Raw genomic sequence first — 12,150 nt, forward strand, 5'->3', positions numbered from 1 at the left:
TCGGGGGCGGCGATCCCCGTGTGGCCCTGACCTGGCGGTTCATCCCGGGCTTGTCCCCACCCCTCTCCACAGCCCCACGGAATGGGGGATTCCGCTCGTGTAGACCCGTTCTCCGGGCGGTAATCCGGTTGCATGGACCTTGCCGAATGGGTGGCCAGGAAGCCCCCGAGGGGTGATCATGAGAGTCCAGAGCGCACTTCCCATGAGGAGGCACGGGTGGCCGAGACTCTGAAGAAGGGCAGCCGGGTTACCGGCGCCGCGCGCGACAAGCTCGCGGCAGACCTGAAGAAGAAGTACGACTCCGGTGCGAGCATCCGGGCGTTGGCCGAAGAGACCGGCCGCTCCTATGGATTCGTCCACCGGATGCTCAGTGAGTCCGGAGTCACGCTGCGTGGACGCGGCGGAGCGACACGAGGCAAGAAGGCCGCCACGGCCTGACGGCCCTCGGCGGATCGGGGCAGGGCCGTCAGGCCCGTCCCGGGGCTCACCGGTTTCGGCGGTGGCCACCCGGTCGATCGTGATGTCGATCGGGTGGTTACTGTTCAGTCACTTAGAGTCTTTCGTTTGGATCGAGTTCGGCCTGATCCAAACGCGAGGCCCTGGCTCGACCTGCTGACTGACCCGAACCGGAGGCGCTCCATGACCTCGCTCGACTCTGTGCTCGACCAGGACGGCGTACGACTCACCGTCGATGACGCGGTTGCCACGGTGACCCTCACCAATCCGGCCAAGCGCAACGCTCAGTCCCCCGCTCTGTGGCGGGCGTTGACGGAGGCCGGACGGGCGCTGCCCGGCAGTGTGCGGGTCGTCGTGCTCCGTGGCGAGGGCAGGTCCTTCTCCGCGGGTCTCGACCGGCAGGCGTTCACCCCCGAGGGGTTCGACGGCGAGCCGTCCTTCCTCGACATGGCGCGCGGCCCGGAGTCCGAGCTCGACGCGACCATCGCCGAATACCAGGAGGCGTTCACCTGGTGGCGCCGCAACGACATCGTGTCGATCGCGGCCGTCCAGGGGCATGCGATCGGTGCCGGCTTCCAGCTCGCTCTCGCCTGCGATCTGCGGATCGTCGCCGAGGACGTGCAGTTCGCCATGCGTGAGACCAGCCTCGGTCTCGTCCCCGACCTCACCGGCACCCACCCCCTGGTGCACCTGGTGGGGTACGCCCGCGCGCTCGAAATCTGTGCCACGGGCCGCTTCGTGCACGCCGAGGAGGCCGAGCGCACCGGACTGGCCAACCTCGTGGTTCCCGGCGACGAGCTGGACTCCGCGGCCCGCGATCTGGCCGGCGCGCTGCTGGCCGCCCCGCGCGACGCGGTCGTGGAGACCAAGGCGCTGCTGAGCGGCGCCGTCTCCCGTGGCTACGAGGAGCAGCGCACCGCCGAACGCGCCGCGCAGGGGCGGCGACTGCGCGACCTGGCGGGCATCACCGACTGAGCACCGACGACCGCCGTCGCCGGGCGGGCCCGGTCCTCGACCCGTCCGGGGATCAGTCCCGCCCCATCACCGCCGTGACCAGCACCGCGACCGAAGGGTGCCCGTCCACCGCGGCCGCCACCGCGCCGCGCACCGCACGTGCCACGTCGAGCGCCCGGTGGTCCGGATCGGTCGCCAGCTCGATCCGTACATGATCGGGCCCGGTGTGCACGGCATCGCCCAGTACCCGGGTCAGCGTCACGACACCGGGAACAGCCGCGGCCGCGATGCCCGCCGGCCCCTGCGGTCTTGCCGCGGGCACCCCGGCCGGTGCGGGCGCCCGCACCGGCCGGGCCGGGGTGTCCAGCAGCTCCGTCACCCGGAGATCGGCCCCGGCGACCACCAGACCCAGCCGCCGCCCGGCCGCCGTCAGCAACGCCGAGCGCAGCGCCGACGCCGCCGCCGGCAGCGGCCGGTCGGACATCGCCGACATGGTCGCCTCCATCCACAGCGGCCCCGGCGGCAGCGCGCTCGGCGGCGGTTCCACCTCCGGGGCCGGGGCCCCGTCCGGATCCGCCACCCGGATCCTGAGCTCCCCGAGCACCGGACCGGGGCCCGGTCCGCCCACCGCGTCACGCAGCACCGCCACCGCGGCCCGCTCCGAGATCCATGCCCCGTCCGCCGGACCGCCCAGTGGAATGAGCCGACCCGGTCCGAGCCGTCGTCGAACCGCCGCCGTCCACCCGTCGGCCCTGTCCGGGCTGTCAGCCGTCGTCATTTCCCCAGCCTGCCGCATCCATGGCGCGGTACGGGGCAAGCGCACCTAGTGTGGGCAACGAGGTCCAACCTGCCCCGAAGGGAAGAGTGGCGATGACCGACACCCCACAGCGGAACCGTCCCGACAGCCCCGACAAGGAGCCGAGCACGCTCATCAAGCGCGGCGGCGGAGACCCGGCCACCCGTGGCCGCACGACCATCGCCGACGGTGTCGTCGAGAAGATCGCGGGAATGGCGGCGCGCGACGTGGTCGGCGTCCACGCGATGGGCAGCGGCCTCTCGCGCACGTTCGGCGCGGTGCGCGACCGGGTGCCCGGTGGCGGCAGGTCCGTCACCCGCGGGGTGAAGGCGGAGGTCGGTGAATCACAGACCGCGCTCGATCTGGAGATCGTCGTCGACTACGGCGTCTCGATCGGCGACGTGGCCAGCGACGTACGGGAGAACGTGATCGCGGCGGTCGAGCGGATGACCGGCCTGGAGGTCGTCGAGGTCAATATCGCGGTGAGCGATGTGAAGCTGCCCGACGAGCCCGACGACGAGGACCAGCCCGAGCCACGTCTCCAGTAGGCCTCCCACCGGAGGCAGTTGAGGAGCACACGATGAGCATGGCGGTGGTCGGCATGGTGGCCGGCATGGCGCTCGGATTCGCCGGGTACTTCGGCGGATTCGGGGCCTTTCTCCTGGTGGCGGCGTTGGGGGCGATCGGCTTCGTCGCCGGTCGCTTCCTGGAGGGCGACCTGGATCCCGGCGACTTCTTCCGGAGTCGCGAGCGCGGCGACCGACGGCGGTGACGGCGTTGTCGGCGGTGAGCGGCCGAGTGGCCGCCGGTGAGCGCGGGGAGACCAGGATCGCCGACCGGGTGGTCGCGAAGATCGCCGCGCAGGCGGCGAAGGAGGCGATCGACGAACCGCCGGAGGAGGGCGCCTCGCCGCGCGCCACGGTCACGGTGCACCGGGACACCGCCCGGGTGCGGGTGAGCCTGGAGCTCGGATACCCCTCCGACATCGGCCGCCAGTGCGGCAGGGTGCGTCGGCATGTCGTCGAGCGGGTGATGGCGTTGGCCGGGATGGAGGTGCCCGAGGTCGTCGTACGGGTCGAGCGCCTGTATCCGACGGGAGCGGGTGTCGCGGCACGGGGGAGGGTCCGATGACGGAGCCCCAGGAACCGGAAGACGGCACACGACGGCCGCCCACCGCCCGGCCCGTCGAACAGGAGGATGTGCTCGAACCCGACCAGTCCGCCTCCTTTGCCGCGTACGACCCGGTGCCCGCACGGCCGGACGGCGACGGCAGGGCGGGCCGCTTCTGGTCCGCGCGCCGCATCCCCGCGGCGGTCCTCGCCCTGGTGGTCCTCGGCGCCACCGGTCTGCTGCTCTACGACGTGGCGGCGGTACGGGCCGACCGCCCCGCGATGAAGTGGCGCCGCACACTGGCCGACGAACTCGCCCACCGGCCGCTGGACGACGTCTGGGTGCTGGCCGGCGCGGCGGCCGCCGTGGCGATCGGGCTGTGGCTGCTGGTGCTCGCCGTCACCCCAGGACTCCGCGCCGTGCTGCCGATGCGCCACGACCGGCCCGGAGTACGCGCGGGACTCGACCGGCCCGCGGCGGCTCTGGCCCTGCGCGACCGGGCCGTCGAGATCTCCGGTGTGCAGTCGGTACGGGTCCGGATGAGCCGGACCAGGGCCGTGGTGCGTGCGGTGTCGCACTTCCGCGAGCTCGACGACGTGCGGGCCGATCTGGACACCGTGCTCGCGACCGGCATCGAGGAGCTGGGGCTGGCCAGGCCGCCCAGCCTGTCCGTGCATGTCCGCCGTCCCACGAGAAAGGGGTGAGCCCGTTGCTCAGGACCGTCAACCGGATACTGCTCGGCCTGGCCGCGGTGGTGCTGGTCTGCGTCGGCGGTGCGGTGCTCGCCGCCGGGCTCGGCCTCTCGGTGCCGCCCTGGTGGCCCTGGTACGGCAGGAGCGACGTGCTCCTCAGCGAGGCCGACCGGGACCGCTGGCGCGGCGAGGGCTGGTGGTGGCCCGCGGTCATCGCGGCCCTGGCGATCGTGGTCGTGCTCGCCCTGTGGTGGCTGCTGGCCCAGCCGCGCCGGGCCCGCCTCGCCGAGGTGCTGGTGGACAGCGGTGACGGCGAGGGCGCGCTGCTCAGGGGCCGGGCCCTGGAAGGCGTGCTCGCCGACGAGGCGGGAAACCTGGACGGCGTGGCCCGCGCCCGGGTCGTGCTGACCGGCCGGCGCAGTTCGCCGCACGCCAGGATCCGTCTGCTGATGGAGCCGCACGCGGCACCGGAGGAGACACTCGGCCGCCTCACCGACGAGGCGCTGGCCCATGCACGGGATTCCGCGGGGCTGGCGCGGCTGCCGGCCGAGGTGCGGTTGAGGGCGGTCGAGCACCGCGCGGAAAGGGTGAGCTGACAGGCCTCGCGACGGCTGTCCGCGACGACCGGACGGGGGCGAGGAAGGTGCCCCGTCCGGTCATCGGTGCGGCGGCCCGGTTCAGAAGCCGTGCCGGGAGCCGCCGTCGATCGGCAGCATGACGCCCGTCAGATACGACGCCGCGGGCGAGAGCAGGAACGCCGTCGTCCGGCCGAACTCCTTCGGAGTCCCGTAACGGCGCAGCGGGATACGCGCCTCATTGGCCGCACGGGACGCCTCCGCGTCGCCCGAGAGCGCATCCAGCTCACGCACCCGGTCCGTGTCGATCCGGGCCGGCAGCACGCCGACCACCCGGATGCCCCGGGGACCGAGCTCGTCGGCCAGGGACTTGGCGAATCCGGCCAGACCGGGGCGCAGCCCGTTGGAGATCGTCAGCCCGGCGATCGGCTCGTACACGGAGCCGGAGAGCACGAAACCGATGACGCCGCCCTCGCCGAGCGTGGCCGCCGCGGCCCTGGCCAGGCGCACCGCGCCCAGGAAAACCGACTCGAAGGCCGACTGCCACTGCTCGTCGGTGTTGTCGGCGACGAAGCCGGGCGCCGGTCCGCCGACGCTGATCAGAATGCCGTCGAGCCGTCCGAAGCGCTCGTGCGCGCCGTCCAGCAGGCGCTGCGCGGAGGCGGGGTCGCCGTTGTCGGCGGCGACGCCGACGGCGTCCGGCCCCAGCTCGGCGGCGGCCGACTCGGCGCGCTTCTCGTCCCGACCGGTGATGATCACCCTCGCGCCGTCCTCGGCCAGCGCCCGAGCGGTGGCGTTGCCCAGCCCACGGGTCGCTCCGGTGACGATGTACACACGGTCCTTCAGTCCAAGATCCATGGGGCCTATCCTGCCGTGCCGCCCTCCAGCGTGTCCTCCCCGGCCAGTGCCATGGCGGTGCCCACCAGTCCGATATGGCTGAACGCCTGCGGGAAGTTGCCGAGCTGCCGGCGCCCGACGATGTCGTACTCCTCGGCGAGCAGACCCACATCGTTGCGGAGTGTCAGGAGCTGCTCGAAGAGTTCTCCGGCCTCCTTGGCGCGCCCGGTCAGGAGCAGGGCGTCGGCCAGCCAGAACGAGCAGGCCAGAAAGGCTCCTTCGCTGCCGGGCAGGCCGTCGATCGAGGAGCCGTCCGTGCTGTAGCGGCGGACCAGGCAGCCGCTGCCCAGTTCCTCCCGGACCGCGTCGACCGTCCCGATCATCCGGGGATCGTCCGGCGGCAGGAAACCGGTCCGGGCGATCAGCAGCGTGGCGGCGTCCAGATTCCGGGAGCCGTAGGACTGGGTGAAGGTGTTCCGCACCGGGTCGAAGCCCTTCTCGCACACCTCGCGGTGCACGGCGTCCCGCATCACCCGCCACCGGTCCGCGTCGCCGGCCAGCGAGGGGTTCTTCTCCAGGGAGCGGACCGCACGGTCGGCGGCGACCCAGGCCATCACCTTGGAGTGCACGAAGTGGCGGCGCTGGCCACGGATCTCCCACAGGCCCTCGTCCGGCTCGCGCCAGGTCGACTCCAGGAAGCCGAGCAGGCTGAGCTGCAGATTCCAGGCGTGCGGCCTCTCGTCCAGACCCGCCTCGCGCGCGAGCCGCAACGAGTCGATGACCTCGCCGTACACATCGAGCTGGCGCTGGCGGACCGCGGCGTTGCCGATCCGGACCGGGGTGGAGTTCTCGTAACCGCTCAGCCACGGGAGCTCCGACTCGGGCAGCCGGCGCTCGCCCGCCAGGCCGTACATGATCTGCAGATCGGCCGGGTCCCCGGCAACGGCCCGCAGCAGCCAGTCCCGCCAGGCGGCGGCCTCCTCCAGATAGCCGGCCGAGATGAGGGCGCCGAGGGTGAGCGTGGAGTCCCGCAGCCAGCAGTAGCGGTAGTCCCAGTTCCGTACGCCGCCGATCTCCTCGGGCAGCGAGGTGGTGGGAGCCGCCACGATGCCGCCGGTCGGGGCGAAGGTGAGCGCCTTCAGCGTGATCAGCGAGCGGACCACCGCCTCCCGGTACGGGCCCCGGTACTTGCACTGTGCGGACCACTCGGCCCAGTCGGACAGGGTGTTCTCCAGGGCTTCGAACGGGTCGACGAGATCGGGGCGGGGCGAGTGCGAGGGGTGCCAGGTCAGGACGAACGCCACCCGCTCGCCGGTGGAGACGGTGAACGACGAGCAGGTGGAGAACTGCTGGCCCCAGGTCTTGACCGGTGGTTCGCTGCGCAGCCAGGCGGAATCCGGTCCCGCGACCGCCACCCGGTGCCCCTCCGAGCGGCGCACCCACGGCACCACCGTGCCGAAGTCGAAGCGCAGCCGGATCACGGAGGTCATGTCGACGGTGCCGCTGATGCCCTCGACGATCCGCATGACATCGGGTTCCTGGTCGCGCTGCGGCATGAAGTCGATGACCTTGACCGTGCCGGTACGGGTCACCCAGTACGTCTCCAGGACGAGGGAGTCACCCGCGTAGCGGCGCCGGGTGCAGGAGTCGGCGCCCTTCGGGGCGATCCGCCAGTGGCCGTTGTCCTCGTCGCCGAGGAGGGCCGCGAAACAGGCGCCCGAGTCGAAGCGGGGCAGGCAGAGCCAGTCCACGGAGCCGTTCCTGCCGACCAGGGCGGCTGTCTGCAGATCGCCGATGAGGGCGTAGTCCTCGATGCGTGGGGTCACGTTCTGGCGTGTTCCCGGACCTGGGCCCCGTTAAGCAGTTCCTGTCCCACGAGAAGCAGGGGGTCACGCCGACGCAGAGCCCGGACGGCCCGGCCGGCAGCCGCAGGGTCGGGCTCAGGCCTTCGCGGGTTCCGGCTGCTCAGGCTGCTGCGGGCCGGACGTCTCCCGCTCCCCGGCGGCGGCCTTGGCCGCAGCCTCCGTCCGGTCGCGCTTCTCCCTGCGGGCGAGGACCACGAAGCCGGCCGGAACACCGGCGGCGAACAGCCACCACTGCACGGCGTACGCCATGTGCGGGCCGATCGAGCTGTCGTCGGGGGAGGCGATCAGTTCCGGGGAGCCGCCGACCGGCTCGGGACCGGTCTGCTCGATGTACCCGCCGAGCACCGGCCGGGAGAGCCGCTTGGCCTCCTGGGAGCTGCTGATCAGCATCACCTGGCGGTCCGGCAGGTCCGAGATGTCCTTGATGCCGCTGGTACTCGTCGTCTCGTCGGCCTTGAGCCGTCCGGTGACGGTCACCTCGCCCCTGGGCGCGGCGGGCACGTCGGGGAAGGCGCGCTGACTCTCGGCGGAGGGCACCCAGCCGCGGTTGACCAGGACCGTGCCACCGCCCTTGAGGTCGAGCGGGATCAGGACGTGGACACCGATCCGGCCGTCGGTGGAGGTCCTGCGGCGTACGACCACTTCGTGCGCGGTGTCGTACGTACCCGTGGCGGTCACCGTGCGCCAGTAGTCGGAGCGCGGAACCGTGTGGCCCGGAGAGGTGAGCGAGGCGACCGGAACCGGTCTCGCCTTGAGGTTGCGGGAGATCAGTGCGTTCTGCGCGACCTTGTGCTCATGCCGGTGCAGCTGCCAGAAGCCCAGCTCGACCATCGTGGGAATCAGCACGAGGGAGAGGAGGGCGAGGATCAGCCACTGCCGGGTCAACAGGAAGCGGTACACCCCATGACGGTACAACTGCGTCATGGGGTGCATCGCTCAGGGGTCGGGGAAGGGGGCGCGGCGACCGGTGGTCAGACTTTGTCGATGATGCCCACCTTCCCCTCGGCGCGGGCGCAGTGACCGCCGCAGAACCAGTGCCCGTCGACCTCGACACCCTGGCCGATGATCTGGACCCTGCAGTGTTCACAGATGGGCGCCATGCGGTGAATGGCGCAGGAGAAGCAGTCGAAGACGTGCACGGCGCCCTGCGCGTGCACCTCGAAGGACATGCCGTAGTCGTTTCCGCAGACCTCGCAACGTGCCATGCGCCACAGGGTGGGACGCGGGAGCTGCGGCGGGCGAGCGGCGGGCGGGCGAGTCGCCCCGGTTCACTCCGATGACGGCGCGGTCGGCTGTGTCCGGGCCGGCGCCACATCGCGCAGCAGATGCGTGAAGGCGCTCTCGTCCAGGACCGGGGTGCCGAACGACTTCGCCTTCACCGTCTTCGACGTCGCCGAGTCCGGGTCGTTGGTGACGAGCAGACTGGTCAGCCGGGACACGCTGGTCGCCACATGCAGCCCGGCCTCCACGGCCCGGTCCTCCAACAGTTCGCGGTCGACGGAGGTGTCCCCGGAGAACGCGACCCGCATGCCCTGCATGAGGGGTTTGTCCTTCTCGTACCGTCCGGGGTTCGGATACGGGCACGCCGGACGCTTGCGTGAGGGACGCCAGCTGTTGTGACCGTACGAAGGCTGGTACCCGATCCGGGGCGTGACCGGGGAGTCCGACCACTCGGTCAGCGGCCGGCACTCCAGCAGCGGAAGCCGCACCCCGCCCCGCGCCGCCGCGTGCAGACTCGGCCGGAACGCCTCGGCCAGCACCCTGGCGTCGTCCAGCGCGTGGTGGGCGCGCTGCTGCACGACCCCGAAGTGCGCGGCCAGCGACTCCAGCTTGTGGTTGGGCAGCGGCAGCCGCAGTTCCTTGGAGAGCGCGATGGTGCACAGCCGGTGCTCGACGGGGGCGGTGACCGAGGCCCGTGCGTACTCCCGGGCCAGCATCGACCAGTCGAAGGCCGCGTTGTGCGCGACGAGCACGCGGTCCGCGAGCCGTTCGGACAGTTCGGCGGCGATCTCCGGGAAGAGCGGAGCGCCTTCGAGGACGTCGCTGGTCAGCCCGTGGATCCAGACAGGACCGGGATCGCGCTGGGGGTTGACGAGGGTGTACCAGTGGTCCTCGACATCGCCCTGCGCGTCCAGGCGGTAGACGGCGGCGGACACGATCCGGTCGTCCCGTGCGAGTCCGGTGGTCTCCACGTCGACGACCGCGTACCCCTGCGGGTACGCGGTCGGCCACGCTGCTGCGGTCTGGCGGTCGTCGAGCATGGTCACAGAGAATACGGGCCGCGACTGACAGTCTCCTATTCGGCCGCCTCCCGCTCCGGCGCGGAGGTTCCGGGGCGCGAGGCGTGCTGTACGGGGCCGGCCAGCAGCCCCGCCACCAAGGCCCGTACGGAGTCCGCGAACAGCCGGTCCGGATCGGCGGGCCGGGCCAGAGCGCGGGCCAGTGCCGGGTCGTCCTCCGAGGCGGCCGCGGTCCACAGGTCGCCCTCGCCGGGGGACTGCACGGGGGAACGCTCGCGGTTGCGTTCGACGAGCAGGAAGCCGACGGTGTGGAACTGCACCGCCCGGACCGCGGCGGCCGCCCGTGCCCCGCGCAGCCCCGCGGCGTGCACCTCGCGGACGAGGGCCTGCTGTGCGGGGAGGAACATCCGTTCGGTGAGGCCCCGTTCATGGACCATCGCGATCAGGTGCGGACGGGCCCGCAGTTCGCGGCGCAGACCGCGGGCGACGGAGACCATGCGGGACGCCGGGGTCCGGCCGGCGGGGCGGAGGGTGCCCATCTCCCGCACGGTGCGCTCGACGAGGGCGTCCAGCAACGACTCGCGGTTGCCGACGTGCCAGTAGATCGACGTGACCGCCGTGCCGAGTTCGGCGGCGAGCCCGCGCATGGTGAGGGACTGTGAGCCGTGCCGCCTCACCAGGACGGCGGCCGTTTCCAGGACCTCTTCGCGGGTCAGTGACGATCGCGGCACAGCGCTCCTTGATTCCCGAACTCCGTTACGTGCATGTCTATTTACCCTTCATCGACGACGGTGTAACTGTGTTACAGAACCGCACGGAAAACACCGGACGCGAAGGAGCGAAGACACGGAGACGCGAAGACACGGAGACGCGAAGACACGGAGAACCGATTCACGGCCGACCGGGCCACGGACGGCCGAGAAGGGTGGTACGGCATGGCACGTGTACGGTACGGCGCGCGCACCACGGCCGAGATCGCGGCGGCCCGCGCGGCCCGCTCCAAACTCCCCGACATCTGGTCCACCGGTGTGGTGGCCCTCTGGGAGAGCGACCCCGACGCGGTGGCGGCCGTTCTCCCGCCGCCCCTCGAACCCGCCGGACGCCCACTGGTCCGGGCCAACATCAGCACGGTCGAGCTGCCCGGCTATCCGCTCGGAGCGGGCTCCGTCTCCGTCGCCGCCGTCCATGACGGGCACGAGGGCTGGTATCCGCTCGTCATGCCGATGACCCATGAACGGGCGCTGATCGGCGGCCGTGAGGTGTTCGGCGAACCGAAGAAGCTCGGCGAGGTGACCGTCGAACGCGACGGCCTCGTCGTCCGCGCCGCACTCGCCCGGCACGGGATCGCGTTCGTCGAGGTGCGCGGCGCGGTCGGCGGACCGCTCCCGCTGCCGGAACCGACGGCCAAGCTCGACTTCTATTTCAAGTTCCTGCCTGCCGTGGACGGCGAGGGCTTCGACTCCGACCCCGTCCTGATCCACTGCACCCGCCACGAGAAGGTCCGGAGGCTGGAGAGGATCTCGGGCGACGTGGTGCTGCGCGAGTCGGTGTACGACCCGGTCGCGGACCTCCCCGTACGCCGGCTGGTCGACCTCACCATCGGCGAGAAGACCAGCGACCAGCGGGGCCGAGCCGTGCAGCGGGTGAGCGCCGAGGCGTTGCTGCCGTACATCCACCAGCGTTACGACGACCCGCAGCAGATCCATGACGGCCCGCCGGAAGGGAGTGCCCGATGAGGCTGGGGGAGGCCCAGGTCGCCGTCGTCACCGGCGCGGCGAGCGGCATCGGCCTCGCGCTGTCGCGCAGGTTCGCGGCCGAGGGACTGAAGGTCGTCCTCGCCGATGTGGAGGAGGGCGCGCTGGAGAGGGCGGCGGACGAACTGCGCCGGGACGGCGCGCGGGTGCTGGCCCGGGTCGTCGACGTCGGCGATCGGGATTCCGTACAGGCCCTGGCCGAAGCCGCGTACGACACCTTCGGCGCGGTGCACGTGCTGTGCAACAACGCCGGTGTCGGCTCCGGGGCCGAGGGCCGGATGTGGGAGCACGAGCCGAACGACTGGAAGTGGGCCTTCGCCGTCAACGTGTGGGGTGTCTTCCACGGCATCCAGGCGTTCGTGCCCCGCATGATCGCGGACGGCGGCCCGGGACACGTCGTCAACACCTCGTCCGGCGACGGCGGGATCGCCCCGCTGCCGACCGCCTCCGTGTACGCGGTCACCAAGTCCGCCGTCGTCACGATGACCGAGTCGCTGTACGCGCATCTGAAGGCGGAGGGGGCGACGGTCGGCGCCTCGGTGCTCTTCCCCGGCCCGCACATGCTCCGCACCGGGCTGTGGGAGTCGCACCGCAACCGGCCCGAGCGGTACGCCAAGGAGCGCCCGCGCAGGACCCCGTACCGCAGCCTCGACCAGTGGGAGTCCGCCATGCGGGCGGCGGGTCACGAGGTGGAGTTCACCCCGGTCGAGGACGTCGCGCAGACCGTCGTGGACGGGATACGCGCCGACCGTTTCTGGATGCTGCCGGAGAGCGAGCACAGCGACCGGCAGATCCGCGCCAGGTCGCAGTCGATGCTCGACCGGGCCGAACCGTCGTACCTGGAGAGTTTCATACTCGACTGAGGAGCGAG

General features: G+C 71.7%; 16 protein-coding genes. 9 read left to right on the forward strand and 7 right to left on the reverse strand.

What is annotated here, in order from left to right; translation table 11 throughout:
- The first annotated feature begins 216 nt into the window (after window positions 1-216).
- On the forward strand, window positions 217-438 hold the full coding sequence (locus tag ACIOHC_RS26985) for a helix-turn-helix domain-containing protein (RefSeq protein WP_018518904.1): 222 nt from the start codon (window positions 217-219) through the stop codon (window positions 436-438).
- A 201-nt stretch (window positions 439-639) separates the two neighbouring features.
- A complete protein-coding gene (locus tag ACIOHC_RS26990) occupies window positions 640-1,431 on the forward strand; it encodes an enoyl-CoA hydratase/isomerase family protein (protein ID WP_365691956.1) in 792 nt (263 codons plus the stop codon).
- Window positions 1,432-1,483: 52 nt separating this feature from the next.
- Here the strand turns inward: ACIOHC_RS26990 and ACIOHC_RS26995 are convergent, their stop codons facing one another.
- Window positions 1,484-2,188, reverse strand: coding sequence for a hypothetical protein (locus ACIOHC_RS26995; protein WP_401844283.1), 705 nt, complete (start codon window positions 2,186-2,188; stop codon window positions 1,484-1,486).
- Between the two features lie 92 nt (window positions 2,189-2,280).
- On the opposite strand from ACIOHC_RS26995, the gene ACIOHC_RS27000 reads away from it, so the two are divergent.
- Genes ACIOHC_RS27000 through amaP form a run of 5 tightly spaced genes read left to right on the forward strand, consistent with a single transcriptional unit; the run spans window position 2,281 to window position 4,604 of the window.
- The gene (locus ACIOHC_RS27000) at window positions 2,281-2,754 is read left to right on the forward strand and encodes an Asp23/Gls24 family envelope stress response protein (protein ID WP_351083658.1); all 474 of its coding nucleotides are present in this window, start codon (window positions 2,281-2,283) and stop codon (window positions 2,752-2,754) included.
- A gap of 32 nt (window positions 2,755-2,786) precedes the next feature.
- A complete protein-coding gene (locus tag ACIOHC_RS27005; RefSeq protein WP_351083660.1) occupies window positions 2,787-2,978 on the forward strand; it encodes a hypothetical protein in 192 nt (63 codons plus the stop codon).
- A 5-nt stretch (window positions 2,979-2,983) separates the two neighbouring features.
- Window positions 2,984-3,337, forward strand: coding sequence for a hypothetical protein (locus ACIOHC_RS27010; protein ID WP_365693304.1), 354 nt, complete (start codon window positions 2,984-2,986; stop codon window positions 3,335-3,337).
- A complete protein-coding gene (locus ACIOHC_RS27015) occupies window positions 3,334-4,020 on the forward strand; it encodes a DUF6286 domain-containing protein (RefSeq protein WP_351083662.1) in 687 nt (228 codons plus the stop codon). The genes ACIOHC_RS27010 and ACIOHC_RS27015 overlap by 4 nt, the downstream gene beginning before the upstream one ends.
- A 5-nt stretch (window positions 4,021-4,025) precedes the next feature.
- On the forward strand, window positions 4,026-4,604 hold the full coding sequence (gene amaP, locus ACIOHC_RS27020; protein ID WP_401844286.1) for an alkaline shock response membrane anchor protein AmaP: 579 nt from the start codon (window positions 4,026-4,028) through the stop codon (window positions 4,602-4,604).
- 81 nt (window positions 4,605-4,685) lie between these two features.
- On the opposite strand, the gene ACIOHC_RS27025 is transcribed toward amaP, so the two are convergent.
- The 6 genes from ACIOHC_RS27025 to ACIOHC_RS27050 all read right to left on the reverse strand — a co-directional run bounded on the left by ACIOHC_RS27025 (window position 4,686) and on the right by ACIOHC_RS27050 (window position 10,256).
- Window positions 4,686-5,441 carry an SDR family oxidoreductase gene (locus ACIOHC_RS27025; RefSeq protein WP_351083667.1) on the reverse strand — a complete coding sequence of 252 codons (756 nt, stop codon included), beginning with the start codon at window positions 5,439-5,441 and terminating at the stop codon, window positions 4,686-4,688.
- 5 nt (window positions 5,442-5,446) lie between these two features.
- Window positions 5,447-7,246, reverse strand: coding sequence for a glycoside hydrolase family 15 protein (locus tag ACIOHC_RS27030; protein ID WP_351083669.1), 1,800 nt, complete (start codon window positions 7,244-7,246; stop codon window positions 5,447-5,449).
- 114 nt (window positions 7,247-7,360) lie between these two features.
- On the reverse strand, window positions 7,361-8,185 hold the full coding sequence (locus ACIOHC_RS27035; RefSeq protein WP_351083739.1) for an SURF1 family protein: 825 nt from the start codon (window positions 8,183-8,185) through the stop codon (window positions 7,361-7,363).
- Between the two features lie 71 nt (window positions 8,186-8,256).
- On the reverse strand, window positions 8,257-8,490 hold the full coding sequence (locus ACIOHC_RS27040; protein ID WP_072482991.1) for a hypothetical protein: 234 nt from the start codon (window positions 8,488-8,490) through the stop codon (window positions 8,257-8,259).
- A gap of 63 nt (window positions 8,491-8,553) precedes the next feature.
- Window positions 8,554-9,552: a DEDDh family exonuclease gene (locus tag ACIOHC_RS27045; protein WP_351083671.1), complete on the reverse strand. Its 999-nt coding sequence runs from the start codon at window positions 9,550-9,552 to the stop codon at window positions 8,554-8,556.
- Window positions 9,553-9,581: 29 nt separating this feature from the next.
- Window positions 9,582-10,256 carry a TetR family transcriptional regulator gene (locus tag ACIOHC_RS27050; protein WP_351083673.1) on the reverse strand — a complete coding sequence of 225 codons (675 nt, stop codon included), beginning with the start codon at window positions 10,254-10,256 and terminating at the stop codon, window positions 9,582-9,584.
- 204 nt (window positions 10,257-10,460) lie between these two features.
- On the opposite strand from ACIOHC_RS27050, the gene ACIOHC_RS27055 reads away from it, so the two are divergent.
- Together ACIOHC_RS27055 and ACIOHC_RS27060 are read left to right on the forward strand one after the other, a co-directional pair.
- Window positions 10,461-11,261 carry an acetoacetate decarboxylase family protein gene (locus ACIOHC_RS27055; RefSeq protein WP_351083675.1) on the forward strand — a complete coding sequence of 267 codons (801 nt, stop codon included), beginning with the start codon at window positions 10,461-10,463 and terminating at the stop codon, window positions 11,259-11,261.
- Window positions 11,258-12,142: an SDR family NAD(P)-dependent oxidoreductase gene (locus ACIOHC_RS27060; protein WP_351083677.1), complete on the forward strand. Its 885-nt coding sequence runs from the start codon at window positions 11,258-11,260 to the stop codon at window positions 12,140-12,142. The genes ACIOHC_RS27055 and ACIOHC_RS27060 overlap by 4 nt, the downstream gene beginning before the upstream one ends.
- The last annotated feature ends 8 nt before the right edge of the window (window positions 12,143-12,150 follow it).

It is taken from the genome of Streptomyces sp. NPDC088252 (genome assembly GCF_044740965.1).
Lineage (GTDB): Bacteria > Actinomycetota > Actinomycetes > Streptomycetales > Streptomycetaceae > Streptomyces.

What these genes read in the sequence shown, in the direction of transcription:
- ACIOHC_RS26990 (WP_365691956.1), top strand. Translation starts at nt 640, where the DNA reads ATGACCTCGCTCGACTCTGTGCTCGACCAGGACGGCGTACGACTCACC.
- ACIOHC_RS26995 (WP_401844283.1), bottom strand. Translation starts at nt 2,188, where the DNA reads ATGACGACGGCTGACAGCCCGGACAGGGCCGACGGGTGGACGGCGGCG.
- ACIOHC_RS27000 (WP_351083658.1), top strand. Translation starts at nt 2,281, where the DNA reads ATGACCGACACCCCACAGCGGAACCGTCCCGACAGCCCCGACAAGGAG.
- ACIOHC_RS27005 (WP_351083660.1), top strand. Translation starts at nt 2,787, where the DNA reads ATGAGCATGGCGGTGGTCGGCATGGTGGCCGGCATGGCGCTCGGATTC.
- ACIOHC_RS27015 (WP_351083662.1), top strand. Translation starts at nt 3,334, where the DNA reads ATGACGGAGCCCCAGGAACCGGAAGACGGCACACGACGGCCGCCCACC.
- ACIOHC_RS27025 (WP_351083667.1), bottom strand. Translation starts at nt 5,441, where the DNA reads ATGGATCTTGGACTGAAGGACCGTGTGTACATCGTCACCGGAGCGACC.
- ACIOHC_RS27040 (WP_072482991.1), bottom strand. Translation starts at nt 8,490, where the DNA reads ATGGCACGTTGCGAGGTCTGCGGAAACGACTACGGCATGTCCTTCGAG.
- ACIOHC_RS27055 (WP_351083675.1), top strand. Translation starts at nt 10,461, where the DNA reads ATGGCACGTGTACGGTACGGCGCGCGCACCACGGCCGAGATCGCGGCG.
- ACIOHC_RS27060 (WP_351083677.1), top strand. Translation starts at nt 11,258, where the DNA reads ATGAGGCTGGGGGAGGCCCAGGTCGCCGTCGTCACCGGCGCGGCGAGC.